The sequence below is a fragment of the Phytohabitans houttuyneae genome (assembly GCF_011764425.1).
Lineage (GTDB): Bacteria > Actinomycetota > Actinomycetes > Mycobacteriales > Micromonosporaceae > Phytohabitans > Phytohabitans houttuyneae.
In genome coordinates, this window is sequence record NZ_BLPF01000001.1 from 484385 (window position 1) to 498925 (window position 14541).

The 14541-nt window shown below is 73.7% G+C and carries 15 protein-coding genes; 10 read left to right on the forward strand and 5 right to left on the reverse strand.

The features are described from left to right. Window positions 1-253: 253 nt before the first annotated feature. Complete coding sequence (locus Phou_RS02230) at window positions 254-931, reverse strand: GntR family transcriptional regulator (protein ID WP_173053114.1); 678 nt, start codon at window positions 929-931, stop codon at window positions 254-256. Window positions 932-1008: 77 nt separating this feature from the next. Here Phou_RS02230 and Phou_RS02235 point away from each other — a divergent pair, with 77 nt between their 5' ends. The 5 genes from Phou_RS02235 (at window position 1009) to atzF (ending at window position 7229) form a co-directional block, all read left to right on the forward strand. Beyond that, the gene (locus Phou_RS02235; RefSeq protein ID WP_173053116.1) at window positions 1009-2481 is read left to right on the forward strand and encodes an ABC transporter ATP-binding protein; all 1473 of its coding nucleotides are present in this window, start codon (window positions 1009-1011) and stop codon (window positions 2479-2481) included. Between the two features lie 98 nt (window positions 2482-2579). Next, the gene (locus Phou_RS02240; protein ID WP_218578653.1) at window positions 2580-3542 is read left to right on the forward strand and encodes an ABC transporter permease; all 963 of its coding nucleotides are present in this window, start codon (window positions 2580-2582) and stop codon (window positions 3540-3542) included. Next, a complete protein-coding gene (locus Phou_RS02245) occupies window positions 3539-4435 on the forward strand; it encodes an ABC transporter permease (protein WP_218578655.1) in 897 nt (298 codons plus the stop codon). The genes Phou_RS02240 and Phou_RS02245 overlap by 4 nt, the downstream gene beginning before the upstream one ends. Before the next feature lie 26 nt (window positions 4436-4461). Then, the gene (locus tag Phou_RS02250) at window positions 4462-5592 is read left to right on the forward strand and encodes a BMP family ABC transporter substrate-binding protein (RefSeq protein WP_218578657.1); all 1131 of its coding nucleotides are present in this window, start codon (window positions 4462-4464) and stop codon (window positions 5590-5592) included. Continuing rightward, complete coding sequence (gene atzF, locus Phou_RS02255; RefSeq protein ID WP_173053122.1) at window positions 5589-7229, forward strand: allophanate hydrolase; 1641 nt, start codon at window positions 5589-5591, stop codon at window positions 7227-7229. The genes Phou_RS02250 and atzF overlap by 4 nt, the downstream gene beginning before the upstream one ends. 19 nt (window positions 7230-7248) lie before the next feature. On the opposite strand, the gene Phou_RS02260 is transcribed toward atzF, so the two are convergent. After that, window positions 7249-7779 (reverse strand): hypothetical protein, encoded by a 531-nt coding sequence (locus Phou_RS02260; RefSeq protein WP_173053124.1) that lies wholly within the window; start codon window positions 7777-7779, stop codon window positions 7249-7251. A gap of 11 nt (window positions 7780-7790) precedes the next feature. Continuing rightward, window positions 7791-8348: a DNA mismatch repair protein MutL gene (locus tag Phou_RS02265; RefSeq protein ID WP_173053126.1), complete on the reverse strand. Its 558-nt coding sequence runs from the start codon at window positions 8346-8348 to the stop codon at window positions 7791-7793. 37 nt (window positions 8349-8385) lie between these two features. Here Phou_RS02265 and Phou_RS02270 point away from each other — a divergent pair, with 37 nt between their 5' ends. The 5 genes from Phou_RS02270 to Phou_RS02290 are packed head-to-tail and all read left to right on the forward strand — an operon-like array spanning window position 8386 to window position 12510. Next, on the forward strand, window positions 8386-9069 hold the full coding sequence (locus Phou_RS02270; protein ID WP_173053128.1) for a response regulator transcription factor: 684 nt from the start codon (window positions 8386-8388) through the stop codon (window positions 9067-9069). Next, window positions 9066-10349, forward strand: coding sequence for a sensor histidine kinase (locus Phou_RS02275; RefSeq protein ID WP_173053130.1), 1284 nt, complete (start codon window positions 9066-9068; stop codon window positions 10347-10349). The genes Phou_RS02270 and Phou_RS02275 overlap by 4 nt, the downstream gene beginning before the upstream one ends. A gap of 46 nt (window positions 10350-10395) precedes the next feature. After that, a complete protein-coding gene (locus Phou_RS02280) occupies window positions 10396-11169 on the forward strand; it encodes a lytic polysaccharide monooxygenase (RefSeq protein ID WP_173053132.1) in 774 nt (257 codons plus the stop codon). A 1-nt stretch (window position 11170) separates the two neighbouring features. After that, the gene (locus Phou_RS02285; protein ID WP_173053134.1) at window positions 11171-11767 is read left to right on the forward strand and encodes a DUF305 domain-containing protein; all 597 of its coding nucleotides are present in this window, start codon (window positions 11171-11173) and stop codon (window positions 11765-11767) included. Between the two features lie 2 nt (window positions 11768-11769). After that, window positions 11770-12510, forward strand: a complete 741-nt coding sequence (locus Phou_RS02290) for an SDR family oxidoreductase (protein WP_173053136.1) — start codon at window positions 11770-11772, stop codon at window positions 12508-12510. Window positions 12511-12518: 8 nt separating this feature from the next. On the opposite strand, the gene Phou_RS02295 is transcribed toward Phou_RS02290, so the two are convergent. After that, window positions 12519-13766, reverse strand: coding sequence for a hypothetical protein (locus tag Phou_RS02295; protein WP_173053137.1), 1248 nt, complete (start codon window positions 13764-13766; stop codon window positions 12519-12521). Continuing rightward, complete coding sequence (locus Phou_RS02300; protein ID WP_173053138.1) at window positions 13763-14287, reverse strand: SigE family RNA polymerase sigma factor; 525 nt, start codon at window positions 14285-14287, stop codon at window positions 13763-13765. Before Phou_RS02300 ends, Phou_RS02295 begins: the two co-directional genes overlap by 4 nt. Between the last annotated feature and the right edge of the window lie 254 nt (window positions 14288-14541).

Consider the following 14541-nt stretch of genomic DNA (forward strand, 5'->3'; position numbering starts at 1 on the left):
CGGTAGGCAGGGCAGGGCGCGGTCATGCGGGCGCCGACCCTCCGTACGCCCTCAAGCTAGCCAGCTGCCGAAGCGCCAACCAGCGGTTGTCCGTACGGTCGCCACATGGACAACAGGCACGGACGGCTGGCCGCAGCAGGCGATCGCGCTCCCGACAGTCCAAATCGGATCGCCGATCATCCATCAGATTCCGCGTATCGAGGTCACCCGCGCGAGTGCTTCTCACGTTGCGGGAGCGGGCGGCGCCGGCTTGTCAGTCCACTGTGGTCGGAAAGTCGACAGTCAGCGCGCGCTGGAGGTCCTTGCGCGTGCTGGCCACGTGGGTCCGGCCCAGCCGCTCGGCTTCGGCGGCGTCCCGGCGGCGCAGCGCGTCGACGATCGCGCGGTGGTCGGACAGCGACGCCGCGCGGCGGGTGGGTGCGACCGCGGAGAAGTAGAACCGCGCGCGCAGGCTCAGCGAGCGCACGAAGCCGGCCATGAGGTCGTTCTGCGAGCAGGCCGCGACCGCGATGTGAAACTCCGCGTTGAGCGCGGCGAGCACCACCGGCTCCGCGGCGGCGGCCTGGCGGGCCAGGATCTCGTCGAGCGTGGCCAGCTGCTCGGCGGTGCGGCGCTCGGCCGCCATCGCGGTCGTGCGCCCCTCCAGCTCCAGCCGCGCCTCGAAGAGGTCGGCCAGCTCCCGCTCCGAGCGCTCCCGCACAAAGGCGCCCAGGTGCGGGCGGTAGTCGATCCAGCCGTCGGCGCCGAGCGAGCGCAGCGCCTCGCGGACCGGGATGTGGCTGACGCCGAGCTGCTTGGCGAGCGCGTCCGCGTTGAGATGGGTGCCGGGTGGGAGGGTGCCGGCCAGGATCGCCTCGACCAGGGTGTCGCGGACGCGGTCGCCGGTGTTGCCCGGGGCACGCTCGACCGTGGGCAGCTTGGTCAGGCTCACGCCGACATCCTATAGGGCACTGAGAGCTTTACGGCCGCGATACAGGGCTGTAACGAACCAGCCGTCCTATAGGACGCATGCAGTCAACAGCGGTAGCCGCGGCGACGCCCCTGCTCGCCGTACGGGGGCTCACGTGCCGGTTCGGCGACGTGGTCGCGAACGACGCCGTGGACTTCGAGGTGGCACCGGGCGAGGTGCACGCCGTCCTCGGCGAGAACGGCGCCGGCAAGAGCACGCTGATGAAGCTGATCTACGGCGTCTACCGGCCGGACGCCGGTGAGGTGCGGGTCGACGGCGTACCCACGCCGCTCGGCTCGCCGGCCGCCGCCCGCGCGGCCGGCATCGGAATGGTCTTCCAGGACATGCGGCTGATCCCGGCCCTGAGCGTGGCGGAGAACATCGCGCTGGCGCTCCCGCGGCGGCGGGGGATCGCCCGCGCGGTCGCCGAGGCGAGCCGGCGGTACGGGCTGGCCGTGCGCCCGGCGGCACTGGTCCGCGACCTCTCCATCGGCGAACGGCAGCGGGTGGAGATCCTCAAGGTGCTGATGAGCGGGGCGCGCCTGCTCATCCTCGACGAGCCGACCAGCGTCCTCGCGCCACAGGAGGTGGACGCGCTCTTCGCCGCGATGCGGTCGCTGCGGGCGGCCGGGCTCTCGCTCGTGATCATCACGCACAAGCTCGGCGAGGCGCGGGCCATCGCCGACCGCGTGACGGTGCTGCGCGGCGGCCGCGTGGTGCTGCGCAACGCCGACCCGTCCGCCCACACGGACGCGGACCTCGTCGAGGCGATGGTGGGGCGCGCGGTACCGGCCCTGCCCCGTGAGCGGACCCGGCACACCGCGCGGGAGTCCATCGTGGAGCTGCGCGGGGTGGGCGCGGGACGTGCCCTGCGCGGAGTCGACCTCGACCTGCACCCGGGCGAGCTTGTCGGTGTCGCGGGCGTGGCGGGCAGCGGCCAGCGGGAGCTGTGCGAGGTGATCCTGGGGCTGCGCAAGGCGAGCACCGGCGCGGTACGGCTCGGCGGCAGGCCGCTGCACGGGCCTCGGCAGGCGCTTGCGGCCGGCGCCGTCGGCGTGCCCGAGGACCCGATCAGCGACGCCGTGGTGCCCGGCCTCACCGTGCTGGAACACTTCGCGCTGAGCGCGCGCCGGCTCGACTGGCGGGCCGTGGGCGCCGAAGCCGACCACCGGGACGCCAAGGCGCGGCTGCGGATGGCGGCCCACCAGCGCGTGCTGGGCGAGCTGTCCGGCGGCAACGTCCAGCGGGTCGTGCTCACCCGGGCACTGGGCGCGCCGGCGGCGGTGGTCGTCGCCGCGTACCCGAGCCGGGGCCTCGACATCGCCACCACCCGGCGCACCCAGCAGCTCCTGCTCGAACAGCGTGACGCGGGCGCGGCCGTGCTCGTCGTGTCCGAGGACCTGGACGAGCTGCTGTCCATCTCGGACCGCATCGCCGTGCTGCACGACGGCCACCTCGCCGGAATCGTGCGGCCGGGCGAGACCGACCGGTACGCGATCGGCCGGCTGATGCTGGGAGGCGACCCGCAATGACCGACACCGCCGTGCGACCTGCCGACCTTCACCCTGAAATTGTCGACAATCGACAAAGAAGCTGGCCGAGGTGGGTTGTCGCGATACTCGCGGGCCCATTGATCTTCGGGGCGTTCGCCGCGGTCAAGGGCGTCGACCCGCTCGCCATGTACACGGACATGCTCGCCTCCCTCGCCAACCCGGACCAGGCGCAGACCGTCCTGGTACGCGCGGCGGTCCTGCTCCTCGCCGGACTGGCGGTGGCCGTGCCTGCCCGCGCGGGCCTGCTCAACGTCGGCGGCGAGGGCCAGATCGTGATCGGCGCGGTCGCGGCGGCCGGCGTCGGCCTCGTGGCCGACCAGCGCCTGCCGGGCGTCCTGACCCTGGTCCTGATGATCGTCGCGGCGATGGCGGCCGGCGCCGCGTGGGCCGGGATCGCCGCCGGGCTCCGGCTCACCGTCAACGTGAACGAGGCGATCAGCACGCTGCTGCTCAACTTCGTCGCCATCGACATCATGCTCGGCCTGATCTACGACCCGTGGAAGGACGCCTCCGGCTTCGGCCAGCCCTCGTCCCGCCCGCTCGAGGAGACCGCCCGCCTGCCGCTGTTCACCGCCGGAGGCACCGCCAACGCCGGCATCCTGCTGGCCCTGCTCGCGCTCGCCGGCGTGTGGTTCGCGCTGCGCCGCACCGCGTGGGGCTTCCGGCTGCGGGTGGTCGGCGGGAACCCGGAGGCGGCGCGGCGAGCCGGCATGCGCGTCGGGTGGCTGCTGCTGTCCGCGATGCTCGCCGGCGGAGCGCTGGCCGGCCTCGCGGGGCTGGTGCACTTCGCCGGCACCGAGTTCAAGCTGCGTCCGGGCATGACCACCGGGTTCGGGTACGTGGGCTTCCTCGCCAGCTGGCTCGCCCTGCACCGGCCGCTGCGGGTCGGGCTCGCCGCGCTGCTGCTGGCCGCGATCGCGATGGGCGGCGACAGCCTCCAGATCGACTCGGGCCTGCCCGCGGCCTCGCTCAACGTGCTGATGGCGCTCGTGCTCCTGGCCGTGCTCGGCATCCGTCGCAACACCGGGAGGACCCCATGATCGTCGACGTACTCGCCGGCGGGGTGCGCGGCGGCACCGCGATCCTGTACGCCGCGCTCGGCGAGACCCTCGCCGAACGGGCGGGTGTCATCAACCTCGGCACCGAGGGCTCGATGCTGACCGGCGCGCTCGCCGCGTACGCGGTCACGGCCGGCACCGGCGACCCGTGGGCCGGCGTGCTGGCCGGTGCCTTCGCCGGGGCGCTGCTGGCGGCGGTGCACGCGTTCACGGTGCTCGCGCGGGGCGCCAACCAGCTCGCGACCGGGCTCGTGGTGCTCTTCCTCGGCGCGGGGCTCACCTCGATGTTCGGCGCCGCCTACGTGGGGCGCGCGATCAGCCCCTTCCGCCCGTACCCGATCCCGGGTCTCGCGGAGATCCCGTGGGTCGGTCCGATCCTCTTCGACCACGACCCGCTGGTCTACGCCTCCTACCTGCTCGCACCCGCGCTCTGGCTGCTGCTGTTCCGCAGCCGGTGGGGGCTCGTGCTGCGCAGCGCGGGCGAGCGGCCGGCGGTGCTCGCCACCTACGGCCGCTCGCCGCTGACGGTCCGCTTCCTGGCGGTGGTCGGCGGCGGCCTGCTCGCCGGGATCGGCGGCGCGCACCTGTCCACCGCCTACGCGAACGCCTGGTTCGAGAACATGACCGCCGGCCGCGGCTTCATCGCCGTCGCGCTGGTCATCTTCGCCGCGTGGCACCCGCTGCGCGCGGTCGGCGGCGCGTACCTGTTCGGCGCCGCGCTCGCCCTCTCCCCGCGCTGCAGGCGCGCGGGTACGGCTTCAACCAGTTCGCGCTCGACGCCCTCCCCTACCTCGTCACGATCGCCGCGCTCGTCGTGCTCGGCCGCCGCCGCACGAACGCGGCACCCGAAGACCTGTCCCGCGTTTTCCAGCTGACCCCGACCCGATAAGAGGTGCCGATCGTGAAAAGACTCGTCGCGGTCGCGGCATGCGCCGTGCTCCTGACCGCCTGCGCCACAAACACCACGTCGTCGAGCAAGACCTCCGCGACCGCGCCCGGCACCGGCGGCACGAAGATCGGCTTCATCTTCGTCGGGCCCAAGGACGACTACGGGTACAACCAGGCGGCGTACGAGGGCAGCCAGGAGGTGGCCAAGGCGTTTCCGGACCTGGAGGTGCTGACCGCCGAGAACGTGCCCGAGGACGACAACGCCGCCCGCGTGATGGAGGGCATGATCCGCAAGGGCGCGAAGATCATATTCGCCACCTCGTACGGCCACCGCGACCCCGCGCTCAAGGTCGCCGCCGCCAATCCCGACGTGGTCGTGCTCCAGCAGGGGAACATCGTGGACGGCGCGATGCCACCCAACTTCGGGACGTACTTCGGCACCGTCTACGAGCCGGTCTATCTGGCCGGGATCGTCGCGGGCAAGGCCACCAAGAGCAATAAGCTCGGGTACGTGTACGCGTTCCCGATCTCGCAGACGCTGGACAACATCAACGCGTTCCAGCTCGGGGCCGCGTCGGTCAACCCGGCCGCGAAGACCTACGTCGTGAACACCTCCAACTGGTGCGACCCGGCCAAGCAGGCCGAGGCGGCCAAGAGCCTGCTCTCCCAGGGCGTCGACGTGATCAGCCAGCACCAGGACTGCACGGCCACCGTCATCCGGGCCACCGAGGCGGCCGGCGCGTACACGGTCGGATACCACGCGGACGCCAGCGCGCTCGCCCCGAAGGGGTGGCTGACCGGCTCGCAGTGGGACTGGGGCCCGCTCTACACGAAGATGGTCCAGACGGCGGTGGCCGGGTCGTTCACCGGCTCGCCGTACAACGCGAACTTCCGGGTCGGCCTCAAGACCGGCGACAACCCGTTCGTCCAGTCGCCGTACGGCCCGGCGGTCACCGGCGATGCCAAGGCGCTCGTGGACGAGGCGAAGGCGAGGATCAGCAAGGACGGGTCGCCCTTCCTGGGACCGGTGGTGGACCAGGAGGGCACGGTGCGGGTGCCCGAAGGCACGGTCCCGGACTACAAGACGATCGAGTCGATCGACTACTTCGTCGGCGGTGTCGTCGGCAAGATCCCGGCCTCATGACCGGTCAGCCACTGTGGACACTCAAGCTTGACCGATCCGAAGTGGACGAGCTGGCCGGCCGGGCCGATCCCGAGGCGCCGCTCGCCGGCGTGCGCTTCGCCATCAAGGACAACATCGACCTCGCCGGCCACCCAACCACCGCCGCCTGCCCCGCCCTCGCCGCCAAGCCGGCCGGTGCCTCGGCGACCGCGGTGCGGCTGCTGCTCGAAGCCGGCGCCGTACCGGTGGGCAAGACAAACCTGGACCAGTTCGCGACCGGGCTGGTGGGCACGCGCAGCCCGTACGGCGCGTGCCACAGCGTCGCCAGCCCCGCCCACGTCAGCGGCGGCAGCAGCTCGGGCAGCGCGGTCGCGGTGGCGAGCGGTGCGGTGCCGCTCGCGCTGGCCACGGACACGGCGGGGTCGGGGCGGGTACCGGCCGCGTTCAACGGCATCGTGGGCGTCAAGCCGACCAGAGGGTTGGTGTCCAACGCCGGCGTGCTGCCCGCGGTCGCCGACCTCGACTGCGTCACCACGCTGACCCGCACGGTCGCGGCGGCCCGCACCGCGTTCGCCGCGCTCGTCCGGACGGACCCGCAGGACCCACGGTCGCGCCCGACGCCACCCCGCCCCCCGGCCGGCGTCGCCGCACGGATGCGCGTGGTGGCGGTACCGGATGGGGATCTCGACCTGGACCCACCGCACGAGGAGGCCTGGCGGGCGGCGCTGGACCGGCTCCGCGGCGTCGCCGCGCACGTCGTGACCGTCGACATCGGACCGTTCCTGGACGCGGGCCGCCTGCTGTACGAAGGCCCGTGGCTGGCCGCCCGCTACGCCGCGATCGGCCGCTACCTGGAGCCCGACGGCCCGCACCTCGACCCCACCGTGCGCCGCATCGTCATGCGGGGCCGCGACATCACCGGCCCGGACGTCTTCGCCGGCTTCGAGCGCCTCGCGGTGCTGCGCGCGCAGACCGAGCCGGTGTGGGCCGACGTCGACGCGCTGATGCTCCCCACCACGCCCGGCCACCCCCGCCTCGCCGACGTGGCGGCCGACCCGGTCGGGGTGAACGCGCGGGTGGGCACGTTCACCACGTTCGCCAACCTGCTCGACCTGTGCGCGGTCGCGGTGCCGGCCGGCGAGCGGGCGGACGGGCTGCCGTTCGGCGTGCAGTTCGTGGCGCCCGCCTTCGCGGACGCCCCGCTGCTGGACCTGGCCGCGTCCTGGTGCGGCGAGCCCGCCGCGCCGCCGCCGAACCCGCCCGGGACGGCGCTGCTGGCGGTGGCCGGCGCCCACCTCTCCGGCCTGCCGCTCAACCACGAGCTGGTCTCCGCCGGCGGGCGGCTGGCGTTCCGGGCCCGGACCGCGCCGGGGTACCGGCTGTACCGGCTGAGCGGTCCCGGCGTGCCGAGGCCGGGCCTGGTGCGCACCGGCGACGGGCCTGCGGAAGGGATCGCTGTCGAGGTGTGGCAGGTTCCCCACCAAGCGGTCGGCGGGCTGCTGGACACGGTGCCGGCGCCGCTGGGGCTGGGCCGGATCGAGCTGGACGACGGTACGCCGGTGACCGGCTTCCTGGCCGCCGAACACGGCGTCCGCGACGCGACCGACGTCACCTCCGCCGGCGGCTGGCGTGCCGCCCTCAACCAACCGCCGGGGTGAGCGCCGCGGCGCCGGCGGCTCAGCGCTCCGCCGCGCCGCCGAAGAGGTCGGCCTGCTCGCCGGTCGTGGGCGGCGCTTCGGTGTGCGCGGGTGCGGGCCGCTCGCGGACCGGCTGCCGGCTGTACCGGAGGGCGCCGCCACGCCGTGCCGTGACGGCAACAGTCACCATCCGCACGGGCTCCGGCGGCTCGGCGAACGGGCCGGTCCCCCACCGGAGCCAGATCGCCACCCGGCCGGCCTCCGCCTCGGCCAGAAGCTTGTCGACGGTGCGCCGGCGGTCGCTGCGGTCCAGCTCGACGGCGATGGGCGCGCCGGCCGGGCGGGCGCACCCGACGTCGATCCAGGAGTGCCGGTGCTCGTACGGCGGCGGCAGCGGGAGCACGCTGGGCGCCCGCCGGTACGCCCGCCAGCCCTGCCCCCGCGCCCACGCCACGACGGCGGACGCGAGCAGGTCGGTGACCTCGTCCGCGCCCAGGTCGGCGAATGTCACCCCAGCCAGCCACTGCGCCAGCGACGCGGCCACCCGCTCGCCGTCCGACAGACCCTCCATGCGGCCGAACGCTACTCGCCGACCTCGCTGACCTGGGCGACCGGCTTGCCCTGCCAGACGGCGTGGATCACGAAGTAGTGGTTGGGCTCGGTGAACTGGACGGCCAGGTTGCCCGGCTCGTTCTGCACCGTGTCCGCGGTGAAGCCGGGGTTGGGCGTGGCCGTGACGAGGTGGACGCGGCCCGGGGTCATCCGGATCACGGCCGTGCCGCCGCCGACGCGGAACGAGCGCGTGTACGTGGTCTGGCCGTCCGCCCCGGTCGTCACCGTCCACCCGTCGACGACCGTCGCGGGGCTGGGCGGCGGTGTCGTGGCGGCGGGCGGCGGCGACGGTGGGCGGGAGCGGGACGCCGTCGGGGACGGTGACGGCGAGGGACGCGGCGACGGCGTGGGGGCGGGTGCCGAGGTGACTGGCGGCGGGGGTGCGGCCACCGCGCGGTCGATCGGGGCCGAGGCGAGGTCGGGCGTGGCGGTACGCAGCACGGGCTGCAGCGCCACCGTCGCCACGCCGATGCTGGCGAGCGTGGCCGCACACCACCCCAGCACCGGGACGAAACCGCGCAGCCGCATGTGGGTCATTCAACCATCGACCCATATGGTGAACCGCATGGCCATGATCCTGCTGGTCGAGGACGACCGCATCGTCGCGGCGGCGCTCACCCGCGCGCTTGTCGACGCCGGCCACGTCGTGCGCGGCGCCACCCAGGCGGTGGACGCCCTGCGCATCGTCGCCGACGACCGGCCCGACCTGGTGATCCTCGACCTTGGGCTGCCGGACATCGACGGCGCCGACGCGCTGCGGATGATGCGGAGCGTGTCGGACGTACCGGTGATCGTGGCCACCGCCCGCCGCTCCGAGGTCGACATCATCAACCTGCTGAACGCGGGCGCCGACGACTACGTGACCAAGCCCTTCTCCGGCGGACACCTGCTGGCCCGGATCGCGGCGGTACAGCGGCGAGGCCGCCCGGTGCCCGCGGAAACGCCGAGCATCACCGTCGGTTCGCTCGTCATCGACCCACAGCAACGGGAGGTGCGGCTCGACGGCGCGCCGATCAAGCTGACCCGGCGGGAGTTCGACGTGCTCGCGTACCTGGCGGGTCGGGTCGGCCGCGTCGTGAGCCGGCGGGAGCTGCTCACCCAGGTGTGGCAGCAGGACCGCATCGGCGAGGAGCAGACCATCGACGTGCACATCTCGTGGCTGCGCCGCAAGCTCGGCGAGACGGCCGCGCACCCCCGCTTCCTGCACACGGTGCGCGGCGTCGGCGTGAAGCTGGTCGAGCCGCGATGAGGCTCACCCTCACCCGGCTCGCGCTGGCGATCACGTCGATGGTGGCGCTGGCGTTCCTCGTGCCGCTGGCGATCCTGACCCGCCAGATCGCGCACGACCGCGCCGTCGGCGACGCGCGGCAGCAGGCGACCGCGATCGTGGTCGCGCTCGCCGTCGACACCGACCCCGCGCTGCTCGACCAGGCGGTGGCGAGCACGGCGGCGGGCAGCGACGGGCGGCTCGCGGTACACCTGCCGGATCTCGACGCGATCGGGTCGCCGCGCGCCGCGGCCTCCGACGTCGACGCGGCCGCGCGCGACCGGCGGCCATCCATTGTGGAGTACGACGGCGGCCTCGCCTACCTCCAGCCGAGTGTCCTGGACGGAGGGCGGACGGCGGTCATCGAGGTCTTCGTGCCGGACGACCAGATCAACCGCGGCGTGTGGCCGGCGTGGCTCGCGCTGGCCGGGCTCGCCGTCGTGCTGGTCGCGGGGTCCACATTGGTCGCGGACCGGCTCGGCGCCCGCCTGGTGCGCGCCACCCGCGAGCTCGCCGCCGGCGCGCGCCGCCTCGGCGACGGCGACCTCAGCGTGCGGGTGGAGCCGGCCGGGCCGCCGGAGCTGACCGACGCGGCGCGCTCGTTCAACACCATGGCGGACAACATGCGGCAGCTCATTGACAACGAGCGCGAGCTCGCCGCCGACCTCTCGCACCGGCTGCGCACGCCGCTGACCGCGCTCCGCCTGGACGCGGAGGCGCTGCCGCGTGGGGCGGTGGCGGACCGGATGGCGCAGGCGTTCGACATGCTCGACGACGAGCTGGAGGCCATCATCACCGGCGCGCGGCTCAGCTCGGGCACGCGGGCCAACCACTCCACCGACCTCGTGGAGGTGCTCGCGGACCGGCTGGCGTTCTGGTCGGTGCTGGCCGAGGACCAGGGCCGGCCGACCACAGTGGTCGGTGGTGAGCGGCCGGTGCCGGTACCGCTGCCGCGCGGCGAGCTGATCCTGGCGATCGACGCGTTGCTGGGCAACGTGTTCGCGCACACGCCGGAAGGGACGGCGTTTCTTGTCGGCGTCTCGCCCGAGGGCCTGGTGGTGGACGACGCGGGGCCGGGCATCGCCGATCCGGCCGCGGCGGTACGGCGCGGGGTGAGCGGCAGCGGCTCGACCGGCCTGGGACTCGACATCGCGCAGCGCATCGCCCAGTCCGCGGGCGGCCGCCTGGACATCGGCCGCGGCCGGCTCGGCGGGGCCCGGGTGGCGCTGCTGCTGCCGCCGGGACCACGATCCGATTTATAAGACGTTTAAGGTCTGTTTATGGTCACCGTCCGTAGCGTCCCGGGGCATGCGTAAGGTATTCGTCTATCCCCTGGTGATCGCCGGCACTGCCGCCGCGGGCCTGGTCGCGACCGGCTCCGCCGCTTCCGCCCACGGGTACGTCTCCGCCCCGCCCAGCCGCCAGGCGCTCTGCGCGTCACGCGCCGTGCCCGACTGCGGGCCGATCCAGTTCGAGCCGCAGAGCGTGGAGGGCCCCAAGGGGCTGCGCAGCTGCGACGGCGGCCTCTCCCAGTTTTCCGTGCTGAACGACAACAGCCGCGCATGGCCGGCCCGCACGGTCGGCTCGACGGCGACGTTCACGTGGGTCTTCACGGCCCGCCACCGCACCTCGAACTGGGAGTACTTCGTCGGTAACACCCGCGTGGCGGTCGTCGACGGCGGCAACGCACAGCCGGACGCGGTCGTGTCCCACCAGGTCGACCTGTCCCGCTTCCCGGGTCGCCAGACCGTCCTTGCCATCTGGAACATCGGCGACACCCCGATGGCGTTCTACAGCTGCATCGACCTCAACGTCGGCGGCAGCGGCGGCGGCACCACCCCGCAGAACCCGCCCACCACGACCGCGCCCCCGTCCACCACGCCGACCACCCGCCCGCCGGCCACCACCCCGCCACCGGCGCCCGGCAACAACGCGGGCGGCACGTGGGCGACCGGCACCGCGTACAAGATCGGTGACGAGGTCACGTTCCAGGGCAAGCGGTACCGCTGCCGCCAGTCGCACACGTCGCTGGCCGGCTGGGAGCCGTCGGTGTTCACGCTCGCCCTCTGGCTGCCGGTCTGACATGCGACGCGCCCTCTTCGCGGCCGCTGCCGCCGCGCTGCTGCTCGCCGCGGGCTGCTCGACGGAGCCGCCGGCGCCCGCGACGCCGTCCGCCGGCGCCGTGCCGGCGGCCGACACCCTGCCGGCCGCCGACGCGGAGCACAACTCGGCGGACGTGATGTTCCTGCAGATGATGATCGCGCACGACGGGCAGGGGCTGGAGCTGACCGGCCTGGCCGCCGACCGCACGGTGAGCGAGGAGGTACGCCTCCTCGCCGCCGCGATCGACACGACACAGCGCGAAGAAGTGAAGATCATGCAGTCGTGGCTGACCGGCTGGAAGGAGGCCACGACGGCGAGCCAGGACATGTCCGCGCACGCCAGTCACGGCGGCCTGCCGGCCACCGGCCCGGAGCAGATCGACGCGCTGCGGAACACGTCCGACGCGGACTTCGAGGCCACGTTCCTCAACCTGCTGACGGGACACCAGAACAGCGCGGTCGAGCTGACCAACCTCGCCGCCGACGGGGTGAACCCGCAGACCAAGGACCTCGCCGAGCGGATCAAGCAGTCGCGCGCCGACCAGGTGGCGCAGATGCTCCGGATGATCGGAGGTTAGGCGTGAACACTCCTACGCCGCGGGTGGCCGTCGTGACGGGCGGCTCCCGCGGCATCGGGCGGCAGGTCGTACGCTGGCTCGCCGCCGAGGGCCACGCCGTGGTCGTGGGCTACGCCGACGACGCGGACCAGGCCGCGCTCGCCGTCAAGGAGATCGTCGAGGCCGGCCGGAGGGCCATCGCGGTACGGGCCGACGTCTCCGACGAGGCCGCCGTCGCGGCGCTTTTCGACCGGGCGGAACGGGAGTACGGCGGCGTGGACGTGGTGGTGCACGCCGCCGCCCGTACCGGCAGCGGGTCGATCGCCGAGCTCGATCTGTCCGAACTGGACGATCTGCACCGGGTGAACGTCCGCGGCACGTTCGTCGTCAACCAGCAGGCGGCCCGGCGGGTACGGCCGGGCGGCGCGATCGTCAACTTCTCCTCCTCCGACGTGGGACTCGCGCCGGAGGGGCAGGGCGCGTACGTGGCCAGCAAGGCGGCGGTCGAGGCGATCACCCTGATCCTCGCCCGCGAGCTGCGCGGCCGGGACGTGACAGTGAACGCGGTCGCACCCGGCCCCACCGCCACCGACCTGTTCTTCGACGGCAAGGACGAGGAGACCATCGCGCTGCTCGCCGCACGCCCGCCGCTGCAACGGCTCGGCACGCCCGAGGACATCGCCGAGATCGTCGCGTTTCTCGCCGGCCCGGCCGCCCGCTGGGTCAACGGCCAGGTGCTGCGGGCGAACGGCGGCATCGTCTGAGCGGTCAGTCAGCAGCGCCACATGCGCGGGCCCAGGCTCTCACCACCGTCCGGCTTGTCCTCCACCGCGTGCCCCACGACGAGGCCCGTGTCGGAGACGTCCCGGGCGGTGGCGACCTGGCCGGCCGGCACCTCCAGCGTCGGGTCGGCGCCGTCGCGCAGCACCTGCCCGGTCGCGTTCACCACCCAGCCCGCGGCGTTTATCGCGTCACCCGGTTCGAGCGCGTCCAGGTCCGTCACCGCACCGGTGCGGATGTCCCACACCACCGTCCGGCCGTTGCCGTCCGCCCACACGCCACCCGTCGCCCGGTCACCCGAGATCGCGTAGGCGGCGGCGCCCTCGGTGCCGGCCGGCCGTGCCAGCTTGCGACCCTTGCCGCGCTGGTCCCAGGCGTAGGCGTCGGTGGCGCTGCCGTCCGGGTAGAGCGCGCCGACGAGCGTGCCGTCGTCGCTGATCTCGAAGACGTTCGCGCCCTCCGGAAGCGGCAGCTTGGTGGCGGTGGTCGCGCCCGCCCGCCACAGCAGCACGATGCTGCCCTCGCCGCCCGTGTTGCCGCGCGGCTCGGCGTTGATCACGATGTCACCGGCCGCGTTGATCGCCGGCACGGGGTAGACGTGCCAGTCGCCGGGCGGCGTGCGGAGCCGGGTGAGCACACCGTCCTGGTAGCGGAAGACGTCATTCTTCGCGTCCTCGCTCACGAGGCCGACCACGACGCCGCTGGAGTTGACCGCGGTGGCCTGGACCGAGTCACCCACGACCGGCAGTGCCCGCGGCCGGCCGTCGGTCCACAGCACGGCGCGGAAGTCCTGACCGACCGTGTCGTTGCCGGCGATGTACCGGCCGCTCGGGTCGACCGCCTCAGGCACGATGCCGTCCATCCCGCCGGTGGCGGGCAGCTCCGCCATCGCGCACCGGCCGGCCGGGACGGTCTGGCTCGGGCTCGGGGACGATCCGGTCGGGCTCGGCTTCGCCGCCGGTCCGCTGGGTGTCGCGGCCGTCGGTGCGGGCGTCGGGGCGGCCGGTGTGCCGCTGCCGCCGACCGCCGGCGGTTTCGCGGGGTCCCCCTCGGCCGCGTTCAGGGCCAGGGGGACGGCCAGCAGCACGGCGGCGACCAGGGCCACGCCACCGGCCGCCTCCGCCGTGCGGCGGCGAAAGGCACGGCGGCGCCCGGCACCGACCAGCATCTCGACGTCGAGGTGGGTGGGTGGCGCCTGCACCGCTTCAAGCCGGTCCCGCAGGTTGTCTTCCAGGTTCATGACCGACCCTTTGCTTGCTGGGTGGAGGCGACCGCGGGCGCCTCGAGCACATCGCGCAGTGCGGCGAGCCCCCGGGCGCACTGGCTCTTGACCGTGCCCACCGAGCAGCCGAGCGCCTCGGCGGTGGCCTCGACCGACAGGTCGCCGAAGTAGCGCAGCGCCACGACCGTCCGCTGGCCCTTCGGCAGCGCGCGCAGCGCGGCGACGAGGGCGTCGCGCTCCTCGAAGCTGTCGCCCGCCGGCGCCGCGGCCCGCTCCGGCAGATGGCTGCTGAGCAGCACCTTCGCCCACGAGCGCCGCCGCTCGTCGATGTAGCGCCGCACCATGATCCGGTGCACGTAGGCGTCCAGGTTGTCGGCGGCGCTGGCCCGCTTCCAGTTGACGTAGAGCGCGGTGAGCGTGGCCTGCACGATGTCGTCCGCGGCGAACGCGTCGGCGCAGATCAGGTACGCCAAACGGTGCAAGCGCGGCAGCCGCGCCCGCACGTACTCGACGTACTCCCGCTCATGGTCGGGCCGCATCGCCGCTCCGTTCTCGGAGTCCTCGGTGCTCCGGTACTCCTAGACGTCGGAACGGCACCGCCGAAAGGTTGCACTCCCGGCCCAAATTTTTTACGGACCCGGCCCACCGCGGAGGGTGAGGCCGCGGGAAAGCACCCCAAGAAAACGCTCCGCTGCGCTCCACGTTTCCCCGGGGGCCCCGCGCAACGGTCCGGACCACCGCGGGCATCGCGGCAGCTCGCAGCTGGTTTGGGCCGGCCCTTCCAAGGCCGCAC

Coding starts and splice junctions, on each gene's coding strand:
- Phou_RS02295 (WP_173053137.1), bottom strand. CDS start 13,766: ATGAACCTGGAAGACAACCTGCGGGACCGGCTTGAAGCGGTGCAGGCG.
- Phou_RS02280 (WP_173053132.1), top strand. CDS start 10,396: ATGCGTAAGGTATTCGTCTATCCCCTGGTGATCGCCGGCACTGCCGCC.
- Phou_RS02260 (WP_173053124.1), bottom strand. CDS start 7,779: ATGGAGGGTCTGTCGGACGGCGAGCGGGTGGCCGCGTCGCTGGCGCAG.
- Phou_RS02275 (WP_173053130.1), top strand. CDS start 9,066: ATGAGGCTCACCCTCACCCGGCTCGCGCTGGCGATCACGTCGATGGTG.
- Phou_RS02245 (WP_218578655.1), top strand. CDS start 3,539: ATGATCGTCGACGTACTCGCCGGCGGGGTGCGCGGCGGCACCGCGATC.
- Phou_RS02235 (WP_173053116.1), top strand. CDS start 1,009: ATGCAGTCAACAGCGGTAGCCGCGGCGACGCCCCTGCTCGCCGTACGG.
- Phou_RS02270 (WP_173053128.1), top strand. CDS start 8,386: ATGGCCATGATCCTGCTGGTCGAGGACGACCGCATCGTCGCGGCGGCG.
- Phou_RS02285 (WP_173053134.1), top strand. CDS start 11,171: ATGCGACGCGCCCTCTTCGCGGCCGCTGCCGCCGCGCTGCTGCTCGCC.
- Phou_RS02265 (WP_173053126.1), bottom strand. CDS start 8,348: ATGCGGCTGCGCGGTTTCGTCCCGGTGCTGGGGTGGTGTGCGGCCACG.
- atzF (WP_173053122.1), top strand. CDS start 5,589: ATGACCGGTCAGCCACTGTGGACACTCAAGCTTGACCGATCCGAAGTG.
- Phou_RS02300 (WP_173053138.1), bottom strand. CDS start 14,287: ATGCGGCCCGACCATGAGCGGGAGTACGTCGAGTACGTGCGGGCGCGG.